The organism is Achromobacter marplatensis (assembly GCF_002209535.1).
GTDB classification, from domain to species: Bacteria; Pseudomonadota; Gammaproteobacteria; order Burkholderiales; family Burkholderiaceae_B; genus Achromobacter; species Achromobacter marplatensis.
This window is the reverse complement of record NZ_NJIG01000006.1, coordinates 262140-276218: the sequence shown is the minus strand read 5'-3', so window position 1 is coordinate 276218 and position 14079 is coordinate 262140. Positions and strand designations below refer to the sequence as shown.

General features: G+C 64.6%; 12 protein-coding genes. 7 read left to right on the top strand and 5 right to left on the bottom strand.

Features of this window, described 5'->3' with window-relative positions:
* Positions 1–3: 3 nt before the first annotated feature.
* The 3 genes from CEY09_RS16470 to CEY09_RS16460 all read right to left on the bottom strand — a co-directional run bounded on the left by CEY09_RS16470 (position 4) and on the right by CEY09_RS16460 (position 4033).
* The gene (locus CEY09_RS16470; RefSeq protein ID WP_088589621.1) at positions 4–2370 is read right to left on the bottom strand and encodes a TonB-dependent siderophore receptor; all 2367 of its coding nucleotides are present in this window, start codon (positions 2368–2370) and stop codon (positions 4–6) included.
* Positions 2371–2544: 174 nt separating this feature from the next.
* Entirely contained in the window at positions 2545–3558 is a 1014-nt protein-coding gene (locus CEY09_RS16465; RefSeq protein ID WP_088589469.1) for a FecR family protein, read from the bottom strand.
* The gene (locus CEY09_RS16460) at positions 3527–4033 is read right to left on the bottom strand and encodes an RNA polymerase sigma factor (protein ID WP_088589468.1); all 507 of its coding nucleotides are present in this window, start codon (positions 4031–4033) and stop codon (positions 3527–3529) included. Before CEY09_RS16460 ends, CEY09_RS16465 begins: the two co-directional genes overlap by 32 nt.
* Positions 4034–4156: 123 nt before the next feature.
* On the opposite strand from CEY09_RS16460, the gene CEY09_RS16455 reads away from it, so the two are divergent.
* Together CEY09_RS16455 and CEY09_RS16450 are read left to right on the top strand one after the other, a co-directional pair.
* Complete coding sequence (locus tag CEY09_RS16455) at positions 4157–4738, top strand: YdcF family protein (RefSeq protein WP_088589620.1); 582 nt, start codon at positions 4157–4159, stop codon at positions 4736–4738.
* A 54-nt stretch (positions 4739–4792) separates the two neighbouring features.
* Positions 4793–5836: a histone deacetylase family protein gene (locus CEY09_RS16450; protein ID WP_088589467.1), complete on the top strand. Its 1044-nt coding sequence runs from the start codon at positions 4793–4795 to the stop codon at positions 5834–5836.
* A gap of 20 nt (positions 5837–5856) precedes the next feature.
* On the opposite strand, the gene CEY09_RS16445 is transcribed toward CEY09_RS16450, so the two are convergent.
* Entirely contained in the window at positions 5857–7191 is a 1335-nt protein-coding gene (locus CEY09_RS16445) for an MFS transporter (RefSeq protein ID WP_006226495.1), read from the bottom strand.
* A 132-nt stretch (positions 7192–7323) separates the two neighbouring features.
* On the opposite strand from CEY09_RS16445, the gene cyoA reads away from it, so the two are divergent.
* The 5 genes from cyoA to CEY09_RS16420 all read left to right on the top strand — a co-directional run bounded on the left by cyoA (position 7324) and on the right by CEY09_RS16420 (position 12284).
* The gene (cyoA, locus tag CEY09_RS16440) at positions 7324–8367 is read left to right on the top strand and encodes a ubiquinol oxidase subunit II (RefSeq protein ID WP_088589466.1); all 1044 of its coding nucleotides are present in this window, start codon (positions 7324–7326) and stop codon (positions 8365–8367) included.
* 81 nt (positions 8368–8448) lie between these two features.
* Positions 8449–10452 (top strand): cytochrome o ubiquinol oxidase subunit I, encoded by a 2004-nt coding sequence (gene cyoB, locus CEY09_RS16435; RefSeq protein ID WP_088589465.1) that lies wholly within the window; start codon positions 8449–8451, stop codon positions 10450–10452.
* Complete coding sequence (cyoC, locus tag CEY09_RS16430) at positions 10445–11086, top strand: cytochrome o ubiquinol oxidase subunit III (RefSeq protein WP_006226498.1); 642 nt, start codon at positions 10445–10447, stop codon at positions 11084–11086. Before cyoB ends, cyoC begins: the two co-directional genes overlap by 8 nt.
* On the top strand, positions 11083–11505 hold the full coding sequence (cyoD, locus tag CEY09_RS16425; protein WP_006226499.1) for a cytochrome o ubiquinol oxidase subunit IV: 423 nt from the start codon (positions 11083–11085) through the stop codon (positions 11503–11505). Before cyoC ends, cyoD begins: the two co-directional genes overlap by 4 nt.
* The gene (locus CEY09_RS16420) at positions 11505–12284 is read left to right on the top strand and encodes an SURF1 family protein (RefSeq protein ID WP_088589464.1); all 780 of its coding nucleotides are present in this window, start codon (positions 11505–11507) and stop codon (positions 12282–12284) included. The genes cyoD and CEY09_RS16420 overlap by 1 nt, the downstream gene beginning before the upstream one ends.
* Positions 12285–12375: 91 nt before the next feature.
* Here the strand turns inward: CEY09_RS16420 and CEY09_RS16415 are convergent, their stop codons facing one another.
* Entirely contained in the window at positions 12376–14070 is a 1695-nt protein-coding gene (locus CEY09_RS16415; protein ID WP_088589463.1) for a nicotinate phosphoribosyltransferase, read from the bottom strand.
* Positions 14071–14079 lie beyond the last annotated feature (9 nt).

The following is a 14079-nucleotide window of genomic DNA, read 5'->3' as shown; positions in this document are numbered from 1 at the left end:
GCGCTACCAGTAGTAATTCAGGCTCAGCATGGCCTCGCGCTCCATGCCGCGGAACGTGTAGGTGTAGTAGCGCTTGTCGAACACGTTGTTGATGTTCAGCGCGACGCGGTAGCGCGGGGTCTCGTAGGCCACCGCCACATCCGCCAGCGTGAACGCCGGGTTGTAGGGTGTGGTGCCATCGGCCGCCGTGTTCAACGGAGCCTTGCCGCGATAGCGCAAGCCGCCGCCCAGCATCAGGCCCTGGATCTGATGCGGCCGGTAGTCCAGCCACAGGCTGGCCGTCTGGCGTGCCGTCTGAGCGGTCTGCCGGCCCACTTCGGCCGGCCGATTGCTCTGCGTCGTGCGCGGATCCAGATACGTGTAGCCAGCCATTACGCGCAGTTCGCGCGTCAGCGGGAACTTGGCTTCCAGTTCCAGGCCCGTCGAGCGCACTTCGCCCGTCTGCACGTTAAAGCGCGGATGGTCCGGGTCCTGCGTCGTCACATTGGTCTGGCGGATATCGAACACCGCCACCGTGAACAGGGCATCGGTGCCCGGCGGCTGGTACTTCAGCCCGGCCTCGTACTGCTTGCCTTCACGCGGCTTGAAGGCGCTACCGTCGAACTGTTGGCCGGTGATCGGATCGAACGCCGTCGAATAGCTGACGTAGGGCGCAAAGCCGCTGTCGAACAGATAGAGCAAGCCCGCGCTGCCCGTCGTGGCGGCGTCCTTGATCTCGGGCTGCGTCGTGCTGCTGCGCGTCGTCGTCGCAAAGTCGCGACGCAGGCTGACGTTACCGACCCAGCGGTTGAACTTCAGCTGGTTCAGCGTGTAGACGCCCGTCTGCTTCAACGCGCTCTGCGACTTGTCCATCTCGGGATGGTCCACGTGCTGGCCATACACCGGCTGGTAGATGTCCAGGTTCGGCACGTCCCAGCCAAAGCCCAGCGCGTCGCGCTCCTGATAGCGCACGAAGTCCACCCCCATCGCGAAGGTGTGCTGCAAGCCCCCCCACACGAAGTCCTTGGACGCGCGGCTATCCACGGCCAACGTCTGCCCGTGGGTGCGCTGCGCAAGGCTGCCGCGCGTGACGGTGCGCTTGTCGGCCAGCAGGTCCATCGCGTAGATGTGCCGGTAATCGATGTCGATTTCCGAATAGCGCAGGTTCTGCCGCAGCCGCCAGCCGCTGTCCGTATCGTGTTCAAAGGCATAGCCGATGGACTTGGTGTCGCGGTCGAATTTGTCGAAGTCCGGGTCCCCCGCCGTGCGGTGCAGGGGCAAGTCCGCGATCTCAGGATACGTGTACAGGTTCGGCCACCAGCTCTTGGGCGTGCCGCGCTCCTTGGAGTAGGTCCCCAGCACGGTCAGCCGCGTCTGGTTCGTGATGTTCCACAGCACCGTCGGCGCCACCGAAATCCGGTCGTCCTTGGACCCGTCGGTGCGCCCGTCGCTCTTGCGGCCCGTGACGTTCAGCCGATACAGCACCTTGTTGCCTTCGTCGAAGGCGCCGCCCAAATCCGCCGTCACCTGGCGACGGTTGTAGGTGCCGTAGCTCAAGCCCACGCTGTTGACCTGCCCGGGCGTGGGACGCTTGGACACCATGTTGATCACGCCGCCGGGCCGGCCTTGGCCGTACAGCACCGACGCCGGCCCCTTCAACACTTCGATGCTGTCCAGATCATCCAGGCTGTCGTTCCACGACCCGTAGGTGCCGGCCGACAGCTGCTTCAGGCCGTCCTTGTAATAGGCGCTGCCGTCGCTGAAGCCGCGGATCACGGCGCCGACCATGCGCACGTCGCTCGACCCCGACACCTCCGTCTGCACGCCCGGCGTGTACGCCAGCGCAGCCTCGAGGTTCCGAGGGGCCTGCATCTTGATCTGCTCCTGCGTAACGATCGACACCGAACGCGGCGTCTCGATCAACGGCACGTCCAGCTTGCCACTGGCGCTGGAAAGCGCCACATAGCTGTCGGCAGTTCCCACGGCCACGCCATGCACCGTCACCGGCTCCAGCTGCGCCGTGCCCGACGACGGCAGGCTTAGCGACACGTTGCGCCCGTCGCGTTGGAATGCGATGCCCGTACCCGCCAGCAGGCTGCGCAACGCGTCGTCCGGGGTCAGGTTGCCCATCACCGCCGGCGCATTGCGGCCGCGCACGGTTTCAGGCAGATAGAAGATCACCAACGAGGCTTGCTCGCCCAGTTGGATCAGCGCATCGCCCAAGGGTTGGGCGGTAATGCTGATCGGCACCGGCGCGGTCTGTGCGACCGCGTCGGCGGGAATACCCCACGCCAGCGCCAGTGCCACGGCCAGGGCATGGCATCCGGCACCCACGCCGGTCCATGCGGTCTTGCGCGCCGTCGATGCGCGCGCTATCACTTGCTTGTCCATGATGCGAAAAAAATTCCAGTACAACTGCCCGCGCGATTTGCGCCCGACACCCTTGGCCAAAGGTTGCTTACAGGGTCGAGATCGACTTTCGTGAACACACCCCGTCCAGGGATAGACGCCACGGCCGGGAAAATTCCGGAATGATTCTCGCTAAATTAATTGAAACAAGATGATTCAACGCGGTGCCAGCACGCGGCCACCATCGGGCGGATACAGGACGATCACGGGCGCGATCTGCGGCAACACCGCCAGCACGGCCTCCGGTTCGTCGATGGGCAGCGAGCCTGCCACACGAAGTTGCGCCAGCTTCCTGTCATCGATCCGTAGCGGCTCGCGCAGATACCGGTTCAGCTCGGCCACCACCTGCGACAAGGGCGTATCGCGAAACACCAGGCGGCCACGCTGCCAGGCGGTGATGGCCGCGACGTTTTCCTGGTGCGGCGCGGCCAGCGGTTCCCCCTGCGCGTGACGCAGCACGTAGCCCGCCGTCAGATGTTGCGTGGTGCGGTTCCACCACGAGCCGGCCGAGAACGCCACACTGCCCTCTTCCACCGCCAGCGCCACGGCGTCACCGTCCCGGCGCACGTTGAATCGCGTGCCGGTCACGCGCACCTGAGCGTGGCCACTCAGGACGGTAAACGGGCGCGCCGCATCGGGGCTGACGGTGAACAGGACTTCTCCGGCCAGCAGTTCCACCTCTCGGCGGTCGCCATACAGCGACACCCTGGCCTGCGTGTCCGTATTCAATTCCAGCAACGACCCGTCGGGCAGCACGACGCGATGGCGCTCGCCCTTGCCCGTCGCCAGCGCCTGAGTGAAATCCGCCTCGGGCGCCCATAGCCGCGGCCCGATAACGCCCGCCGTCGCCATCAACGCACAGGCGGCAGTCAATCCGACGGCAAACCGCCGGCGCCGCGGCGCGGCAGGTTCGCTTTCAGTCCGCTCAAGCATGGCGCGCAACTCAGCCTGCGGCACGGAATCGGCCACGCTCCACGTCGCTTCGACCGAACGGTACTGGCGCTGGTGCTCGGGATCCGCAGCCAGCCACGCGTCGCGCTCCTGCCTGGCATGCGCATCCAGCGTGCCCAGGCGTTCGCGCGAGAACCAGTAGATGGCCTGTTCGCGGGGCGATTCGGCGCGGTGCCGAGAAGAGGATTCAATGCGGGGCATGATCTTGCAACCGGTCATGGATGTGCGCCAGCGCGCGTCGCATGTATTTTTCCACCGAGCTTTGAGTCAGGCCCAGTTTCTGCGCGATTTCGGCCTGGGTATAGCCCTCTAGCTTGTTCCATAAAAAGACCTGCCGGCATTTCAGCGGCAATTCGGCCAGCGCCGCCTTCAGGGCGTCGGCCAATTGCGCTGCGCGAATGGCCGATTCAGGGTCGGACTGTACCGGATGTTCGGCGTCGGGCAATTCGTCCAGGCTCACCTGCTCGCGCCGCGATTGGCGCCGGATCTCGCCGTTCAGCCGGTTCTGGCTGGCGCCGTACAGGTACGCCTTGGGATCCAGCACCGCCGCGTCGCCATTGCGCAGCATGTTCGCCACGACGTCGTGCGCCGCATCTTCCGCGTCCGGGCGGCTGCTTCCACGGCGCGTCCACGACCCGATCAGCTCGCGATAATGGGCGAGCCAACCTTTGTCGGAAGGCGGCGGGCGGGACATGGAAGGGCAATGGCAGAGGCACGGTTGGAAGGCGTGCATTATCAATCATGATTCTCATTACGACAAATGCCGTTCGCGCATGGTGCAGAATGCCATCCGGACTTCCACACTGAAACCGCTACCGTGCCACGACGCCCCCTGCCATCCCGCCTGACGCGTTGCCTCGCCGCCTTGGCCCTGCTGATGATGCTTGCCGCGTTCGCGCTGGCGGCGGCCGGCCTTCTTATTGGCGCCCGCCCCGCCGATGTGGCCGTCGTGCTGGGCAACACCGTGCAAGCCGACGGACGGCCATCGCCCCGGCTGGCCGCCCGCCTGGACCGCGCCTACGAGTGCTATGCGGCCTCGCAATGCCGCATCCTGTTCGTCAGCGGCGGCGTGGATCCGGCCGGCGCGGACGAAGCCGCAGTCATGCGCGACTACCTGCTGGCGCGGGGCGTGCCCGCCGACCGCATCGTGACCGACAGCGCAGGCGTAGACTCCTGGTCCACCGCGCGGCATGCCAGCGCCTATATGCGCGAACATGGCTATACCCGCGCGATGGCCGTCACCCAGTATTTCCACGTTCCGCGAACGATGCTGGCCCTGCGGCGCCAGGGCGTACCGGACGTCAGCGGTGGCTATCCGCGCTTCTTCGAAGGGCGCGACCTGTACTCCGTTTTTCGCGAGCTGCCAGCCGTAGCGTGGTACGCGTTCCGGCCGCTATAGTGGCGCTCTTGCCGTCAAACAGAATGCGTTGAACAACCCAAGGACCCCGACGCCGTGCAGATCTTCCACAACCCCGTCCATGACAAGCATGCTGGCCGCCAGGAGATGTTCCGCGGCAAGCTCGTTCCCTGCCACGAAACGCCGGCCCGGCTGGAATACGTGCTGGATGCGCTGCGCGAACGCGGCATCGGCGATCTGCTGACCCCGTCCGCGCCCGACATGGATCTGATCAAGCGCGTGCACACCCCGCGCTATGTGGACTTCCTGGCCAGCGCATGGCGCGACTGGGTCGCGCTGGATCCGGCCAACGCCGACATCGACATCCTGCCTTCGGTCTGGCCCGTGCGCGGCTTCCGCCACGATATCGAACCCACCAATTTCGCCGCGCGCGTCGGCCTGTTCTCGTTCGACAGCGGCTGCCCGCTGACGGCGGGCACCTGGGAAGCCGCCACCGCCGGCGCAGCCTGCGCCATCGACGCCGCGCGCGCCGTCACCGCCTCCGGTGGCCCGCGTGCCGCCATGGCATTGACGCGCCCGCCGGGCCACCATGCCGGCGCCGATTTCTTCGGCGGCTACTGCTTCCTGAACAACGCCGCGCTGGCCGCGCAAGCCTTGCGCGACGCGGGCGCCGAACGCGTCGCCATCCTTGACGTGGACTACCACCACGGCAACGGCACGCAAAGCATCTTCTATGAACGCGGCGACGTGCTGACGGTCTCGGTGCATGGCGACCCGACCACCGAATACCCGTTCTTCCTGGGCTATGCCGATGAACACGGGGCCGGTGCGGGTGCAGGCGCCAACCTGAACCTGCCGCTGGCCGCGGGCACCGGTTTTGCCGCGTGGACCGACGCGCTGGAACAAGGCATCGCCGCCATCCGGACGTTCAAGGCCGACGCCGTTGTGATCGCGCTGGGCGTGGACACCTACGAAGGCGACCCTATCTCCAAGTTCAAGCTGAAAAGCGCCGACTACCTGCAAGTGGGCCGCCATCTGGCCAGCCTTGGGCTGCCCGCGGTCTTCACGATGGAAGGCGGCTATGCCGTGGCGGACGTGGGGATCAATGTGGCGAACGTGCTGGAAGGCTTCGGCGGCTAAGCCGCCCAAGCCCTTATCCATCAGTCACGCGTTTCCAGCACCTTGTTGATGCGCAGCGCCAGCAAGGTGCACGCAGCGCCCGACAGCAGATAGATGCTGACGGCCACCAAGCCGAAACGCGCCGACAGGCCCAGCGCGACCAGCGGCGCGAAGGCCGCGCCAATCAGCCACGCCATGTCGGAGGTCAGCGCCGCGCCGGTATAGCGGAAGCGGCGCGTGAAGTTCGCGGTGACCGTGCCCGAGGCCTGGCCATACGACAGGCCCAGCAGCGCGAAGCCCACCAGGATGAACGCGTCCTGCCCCATCGGCCCGCCGCCCAGCAGCCACGGCGTGAACAGCGCAAAAACGGCGATCAGCACGGCCAGCAAACCCAATGTGGTGCGCCGGCCGATGCGGTCGGCGAGCCAGCCCGAAGCCACCGTGCCCAGGATGCCGATCACTGCGCCGATGATCTGCACGATCAGCACGTCGGATATCTGTTGCGTGGCGCTGACCGCGATCCAGGACAGCGGGAACACCGTGACCAGGTGGAACAGCGCATAGCTGGCCAAGGCCGCGAACGCGCCAATGAAAAGGTTATATCCCTGCGAACGCAGCATCTCGGCAATGCTGATGGGTTCAAGCTCGCCCTCTTCCAGCAGCTGCGTGTATTCCTCGGTGACGACCAGGCGCAACCTGGCGAAGAGCGCCACCACGTTGATGGCGAAGGCGACGAAGAACGGATAGCGCCAGCCCCACTCCAGGAAGTCGGACTGCGTCAGCGTGACGTGCAGATACAGGAACAGCGCACTGGCCACCATGAAGCCGACGGGCGCGCCCAGCTGGCCCATCATCGAATACCAGCCACGGCGGTTAGGCGGCGCGTTCAGCGCCAGCAACGACGGCAACCCGTCCCATGACCCGCCGAATGCCAACCCTTGCAAGCAGCGGAATACCGCCAGCAAGGTGATCGCGTGCGCGCCGATGGTGTTGTAGCTGGGCAGGAACGCCATGCCCACCGTGGCGGTACCCAGCAGGAACAGCGCGACCGTCAGCTTTGTGGCGCGGCCCCAACGCCGCTGGATCGCCATCGACAGCGCGGTGCCGATGGGACGCATGATGAACGCGAAAGAGAAGATGACGAAGGCCCAGAGCGTGCCTTCCAGCTGCGGTTCGAAGGGGAAGAAGACCTTCGGAAAAACCAGCACGCAGGCGATGCCGAATACAAAGAAATCGAAGTATTCGGAGGCGCGTCCCACCACCACGCCGACAGCGATTTCACCCGGGGCCACCTTGGCGTGGCTGGCCCCGCCGGCCGTTGGCCCCGGGCCGGGAACAGCGGGGGCATGACCGGGATATTGCGTGGTGGTCGACATGGGTTTGCTCACTGTAGGAGGTCCGAAATACGCCACTGCCCTGCACACTTTTGTTCTTTTTACCCTAGATTTTTCGCGGCTTCCAGCGTAGTGTTGCGTTTACCTCCCACGGTTACGTTTCGAGGTATGGCTATGCCGTCCTTCACAAGGCTCCGCGGATTGATCCTGATTGCCGCCCTGCCATTGCTCGCCGGATGCAATGCGGTGCTGCTGTCGCCATCAGGCGATGTCGCGCTTCAACAGCGTAATCTGATCATCATCTCCACCGGCTTGATGCTGCTGATCATCGTGCCGGTGATCTTCCTGACTTTCCTGTTCGCGTGGCGCTATCGGGCCAGCAACAAGGAAGCCCACTACGACCCGGAATGGAACCACTCCACGATGCTGGAGCTGCTGATCTGGGCCGCGCCGCTGCTGATCATCATCGCGCTGGGCGCGTTGACCTGGGTCAGCACGCACCAGCTTGATCCCTACCGGCCGCTTGCACGCTTGTCCGAAGGGCGCGAGGTACCCGCGGGCACCAAGCCGCTTGTCGTCGAAGTGGTGGCGCTGGACTGGAAATGGCTGTTCCTGTATCCCGAGCAAGGCATCGCCACCGTCAATGAGATGGCAGCACCCGTCGACCGCCCCATCCAGTTCAAGATCACGTCGTCGACGGTGATGAATTCCTTCTTCGTGCCGGCGCTGGCGGGCCAGATCTACGCCATGCCCGGCATGCAGACGACGCTGCACGCGGTGATCAACCACCCCGGCGAATACGAAGGCCTGTCCGCCAACTACAGCGGCTCCGGATTTTCGGGCATGCGCTTCAAGTTCCATGGCCTGGATCAGCAGGGCTTCGACAAGTGGGTGGCCGACGCCCGCGCGTCCACCGGCAAGCTCAGCCGCGACGCCTACTTGAAGCTTGAACAGCCCAGCGAACGCAACCCGGTACAGCACTTCGCTACCTTCGCGCCAGGCCTGTTCGACGCCATCGTGAACCGCTGCGTCGAAGGCAACCGCATGTGCATGAAGGACGCGATGGCCATCGACTCGCAAGGCGGCATGGGCATTCCGGGCGCGCTCAACGTCACCACGCTGGACACGGAAACGCGCGAACGCCTGGGCCTGACCGGCACGCCGCCGCGCAAGTATGTAGGCGCCATGTGCACGTCCACCGAAGGGCTCGTGTTGTAGCGGCTTGCCGCGAGTCCGTCGCGACACGGGCCGGCCGATGCAGGGGCTTCATGAAATTGTGGTCTTTACGCTGGAATCGAGATGCCTGATCAACCAGACCTCATCAAGCTGATCTTCGGTCGACTGACCTGGGACGCCATCCCCTTTCACGAACCCATCCTGCTTGCCACCTTCTTCATGGTGGCGGTCGGCGGCATCGTCGTGCTGGGCTCCATCACGTACTACAAGAAATGGGGCTACCTGTGGCACGAATGGTTCACCAGCATCGACCACAAGAAGATCGGGATCATGTATGTGATCCTGGGCATCGTGATGCTGTTGCGGGGCTTTGCCGACGCCATCATGATGCGCTTGCAGCAGGCCGTGGCGTTCGGCGACTCGACGGGCTACCTGCCGCCGCACCACTATGACCAGATCTTCACCGCGCATGGCGTGATCATGATCTTCTTCGTGGCCATGCCGCTGGTCACGGGGCTGATGAACTACATCGTGCCGCTGCAGATCGGCGCGCGCGACGTGGCCTTTCCCTTCCTGAACAACTTCAGTTTCTGGATGACGACAGGCGGTGTCGTGCTGGTCATGATGTCGCTGTTCGTCGGCGAATTCGCGCGCACGGGGTGGCTGGCGTATCCACCCTTATCGGGGATCATGCAGAGCCCGGACGTGGGGGTCGATTACTACATCTGGGCCTTGCAGATAGCGGGGGTGGGAACCCTGCTATCCGGCGTCAACCTGCTGGTCACCATCGTGAAGATGCGCGCGCCCGGCATGACCATGATGCGCATGCCCATCTTCACCTGGACCGCGCTGTGCACCAACGTGCTGATCGTGGCCGCCTTCCCCGTGCTGACCGCGGTGCTGGCCCTGCTGTCCATGGACCGCTACGTTGGCACCAACTTCTTCACGGCGGACTTCGGCGGCAACGCCATGATGTACGTGAACCTGATCTGGATCTGGGGCCACCCCGAGGTCTACATCCTGATCCTGCCCGCCTTCGGCATCTTCTCCGAAGTGGTGTCCACCTTCTGCAGCAAGCGCCTGTTCGGCTATGCGTCCATGGTGTACGCCACCGTGGTGATTACCGTGCTGTCGTACCTGGTCTGGCTGCACCACTTCTTCACCATGGGGTCCGGCGCCAGCGTGAACTCGTTTTTCGGGATCACGACGATGATCATCTCGATCCCGACCGGCGCCAAGATCTTCAACTGGCTGTTCACGATGTACCGCGGCCGCATCCGCTTCGAAGTGCCGATGCTGTGGACGATGGGCTTCATGGTCACCTTTGTGATCGGCGGCATGACGGGCGTGCTGCTGGCCGTGCCGCCTGCCGACTTCGCCCTGCACAACAGCCTGTTCCTGATCGCGCACTTCCACAACGTCATCATCGGCGGCGTGCTGTTCGGACTGATGGCCGGCATCACGTATTGGTTCCCCAAGGCGTTCGGCTACAAGCTCGATCCGTTCTGGGGCAAGTGCTCGTTCTGGTTCTGGCTGGTGGGCTTCTACGTGGCGTTCATGCCGCTGTACGTGCTCGGGTTGATGGGCGTGACGCGCCGCGTAAACCACTTCGAAGACATGTCGCTGCAGATCTGGTTCCAGGTGGCGGCCTTCGGCGCGCTGCTGATCGCGTGCGGCATCGCCAGCTTCATCATCCAGCTGGTGGTCAGCTACCGCCGCCGCGACCAGTTGCGCGACAACACGGGAGACCCCTGGGACGGCCGCACGCTGGAGTGGTCCACGTCGTCGCCCCCGCCCAACTACAACTTCGCCTTCACGCCGCGCGTGCATGACCTGGATGCCTGGTGGCAGATGAAGCAGCACGGCTACCAACGGCCGCAACAGGGCTTCATCCCCATCCACATGCCGAAGAACACGTGGGCGGGCGTCGTGTTGGCGGCGATCAGCGTGGTGATGGGCTTTGCGCTGATCTGGCACATGTGGCCGCTGGCGGTGCTGTCGTTCGTGGCGCTGATCCTGGTGTCCATCGTCCATACCTTCAACTACAAGCGTGACTACTACGTGCCGGCCGACGAGGTCGTGCGCGAAGAAGCTACCCGCACACGACTGTTGGCGAAACATGTCTGATACCTTGGCCCCCACCCTGCCCGGCGGCACCACGCCGCCCCCGGAGCCCGTGTTCTACGTCGCGGGCGAACACCATCCCAAGAACGGCACCCTGCTGGGGTTCTGGGTCTACCTGATGAGCGACTGCCTCATCTTCGCCTGCCTGTTCGCGACCTACGGCGTGCTGGGCCGCAATTACGCGGCGGGCCCATCGGGTGCCGACCTGTTCGACCTGCCGCTGGTGGCGGTGAACACCTCCTTGCTGCTGCTGTCGTCCATCACTTATGGCTTCGCCATGCTGGAGATGCGGCGCAACCGCATCGGCGCCACCCAGCTGTGGCTGGCCGTCACGGGCATCCTGGGGCTGGGCTTCCTGTCATTGGAACTATATGAGTTCGCGCACCTGATCCACCAGGGCGCGGGTCCGCAACGCAGCGCCTTCCTGTCGTCGTTCTTCACGTTGGTCGGCACCCACGGCCTGCACGTCACCTTCGGCATCGTCTGGCTGGTGACGATGATGATCCAGGTGCAGATGCACGGCCTGATCCCCGAAAACCGGCGCCGCCTGATGTGCCTGTCGATGTTCTGGCACTTCCTGGACCTGATCTGGGTGGGCGTGTTCACCTTCGTGTACCTGATGGGAGTGCTGCCATGAGCTCGCACATGGAAAACCTGGCCCATCACGGGCATGGCGGCCACGGCCATGGCGGCGGCCACGATCACCACGACGACGATGACGGCGCCGGCCACGGCACGCTGAAAAGCTACGTGACGGGCTTTGTCCTGGCAGCCATCCTGACCGCCATTCCGTTCTGGCTGGTGATGGACCGCGTCTTCGCCAATTCGCGCACGACCGCGCTGGTGATCCTGGCCTTTGCCGTGGTGCAGATCGTCGTGCACATCGTGTACTTCCTGCACATGGACGCCAAGTCCGAAAGCGGGTGGAACATGTTGGCGTTAATATTCACGCTGGTGCTGGTCGTAATCACGCTCAGCGGGTCAATCTGGATCATGTATCACTTGAACTCCAATATGATGCCCATGTCCACACACGACATGCGGAATATGCCCTGATGGCAGCAGTAAAAGACACTCACTCCGGCGACACCTCCCGTAATCCGCGCAGCAAAACCACCCTGGTCATCCTGGGGGTGGTTGCTGCCGCGCTCTTCGCAGGCCTGTGCGCCCTGGGCACCTGGCAGGTGCATCGCCTGGCCTGGAAGCGCGACCTGATCGCCCAAGTCGACCAGCGGGCCCATGCGGCCACCACGCCGGCGCCAGGCAAACGCGATTGGCGGTCGCTGAGCTTCAACAATGCCGAGTACCGCCACGTGGCCGCCTCCGGCACATATCAGTACGACCGCCAGACGCTGGTGCAGGCCGCCACCGAACTGGGCAGCGGCTACTGGGTCATGACCCCGCTGCAGTTGCCGGACGGCGGCACGGTGCTGGTCAACCGCGGCTTCGTGCTGCCGGAATGGCGCAAGAGCCAGGCCGCGGCCACGCAACCGCCGGCCGAGGGCAGCGTTACGGGCCTGCTGCGCATGGGCGAACCCGGCAGCGGCTTCCTGCGCAACAACGATCCCGCCGCCAATCTCTGGTATTCACGCGACCTGCCGGCAATCGCCGCCGCGCGCGGTCTGACCGACGTGGCGCCCTACTTCATCGACGCCGACGCCGCGTCCAGCCCGGGCCGGGATCCCGCGAAAGCGCCGGTCGGCGGCCTGACGGTGCTGAGCTTCCCGAACAACCATCTGGTCTATGCCATCACCTGGTATGCGCTGGCGCTGATGATCATCGTGGGTGTGGTGATCTTCGTGCGCGAAGAAAGACGCGCACGCCGCAAAGCCTGAGGCCCCGCACCAAAAGCTCCCTCGGGAGCTTTTTTTACGAACCGCGTCGTGCAACGGCCTCGCGGTGGGATCACCCCGTCTGGCCAACCCTTCAACGCCCCGCCCAATCAATGCTACCCAGCTCCGGGCACACCCACGAACCTTGCAGCCGGTCCCGGATCTGCGCCAGGCTTTGCTCCACCAGCAGGCTGCCGTCGCGGAACACCGGCACCAATGCGCCGCCCGCGGCTTGCTCGGGTGTCTGCTGGTCATGCAGCACATACCCCGTAGCCGTTTCATCGACCCGCAGCAGACCCTTGGCCGAGCGCTTCACGCCCGAATCGGTCACCGGGTCCTTCACCAGCTCCTGGGGTTCGCCGTTGACTTCGGCATACGTGGCCTTCAACGCCCAACCGAAGGTGTCGCGCGTCAGGTATTGATAGGTGTAGGACCCGATGCCCAGCACGACGTTGCCCGAGGCGAAGCCCTTCTTTTCCAGCCGGACCAGGATGTCGCGGCCACGGGCCAGCGTGATGGAGTCACCGTAGATCAGGCCCACGTGCGAGTCCAGCAGCTTGTAGCCTCGCTCCGTCACCACGCCGCCGAAGCTATCCCACAGGCACTGCACGGCGCCCTTCACTTCGGCTTCGCGCAGCGATTGGCTTGCGCGTGCATCTTCGTCCAGCAGCCAGTACGCGCCGGTCGCGGCATCGCGCACCGCCTCGAAGCCGTCGCGACGTGCGGCAGCCATTGCCGCAGTGTCTTCCACGCTGGCAACGTCGGTGCAGAAGTAGCCCGTCAGGATCTTCACGGGGTCGCCTGAATCGGGGCGGAACACGACCTTGGCGTTGCCGAAAGCGTCGGGCTGGCGCGCCAGGATCTCCGGCTTCAACGCAGCGGCAAAGTCCGTCACCACCTGCCAGAAGTCCCAGGTATCCGAGACCACCGACACGATGCCCGCCGGATAGACCTGCGTGACCAGGCGACGGATCGTTTCGATTTCGCCCTCCTTGCTGCCCAGGCACATGACCGAGTGCTCAGTGGCCGGAACGGAGCCGCCGATCAGTTCGCGGTCGGAATCCGCGCCGTAGAGATCTTCCAGATAGTCGATGGCCGGAATCGTGTCGGTGCCGGTAAACGACAAGAGGTGACCCGCGCCGCACTTGCGGGCGTCATACAGGCCCGCCATGCCGCGCATCGAAAAGTCATGCCCCTGCCAGTTCACGAAGTCCATCGGGCTGCCCGTCAGGCGGGCGAAGTAGGTCAACAGCTTGCGGTACTCGAAGGCGATCGTGGCCACCGTCGACGCCTTCCACGATTCGCAACTGAACAGCGTTTCGATATAGGTCACCAGCCACGCGAATTCCGGGTGGGTGTTGACGAAGGTCACCGGCGGCACACGGATATCCACCCGCGCGCCCTCGGGCACCGAACGGATTTCCAGCGGCAGGTAGCCCAGTTCATACAGCGCCTGCAGGTGGTCCACGGTAACCGCGCCCTTGCCCAGCGCATTGTCCACACGGCGCTGGTACTGGCGCACGGCAGTGCCGGCGGGCTTGCCGAAGAATTCGCGGTCGAACAGGTCGATCAGGATTTCCTTGATGAAGCCCTGCAGGCCGAACCAGACGATCTTGCCGTCGAACAGTTCGGGCAACACCGGCGCCAGCCGGGCCGAACGCGGCGTGAAGTTGGCCAGGATCTTGTTGGTGCCCTGGGGATACTGGAACGGGTGGCCTGTCTTATAGAAGTCGGCCTGCAGGAAGGGATTGATGCCGTTCTTGACGGTGAGGGAATCGCGGGTATTCATGGCTCGGTT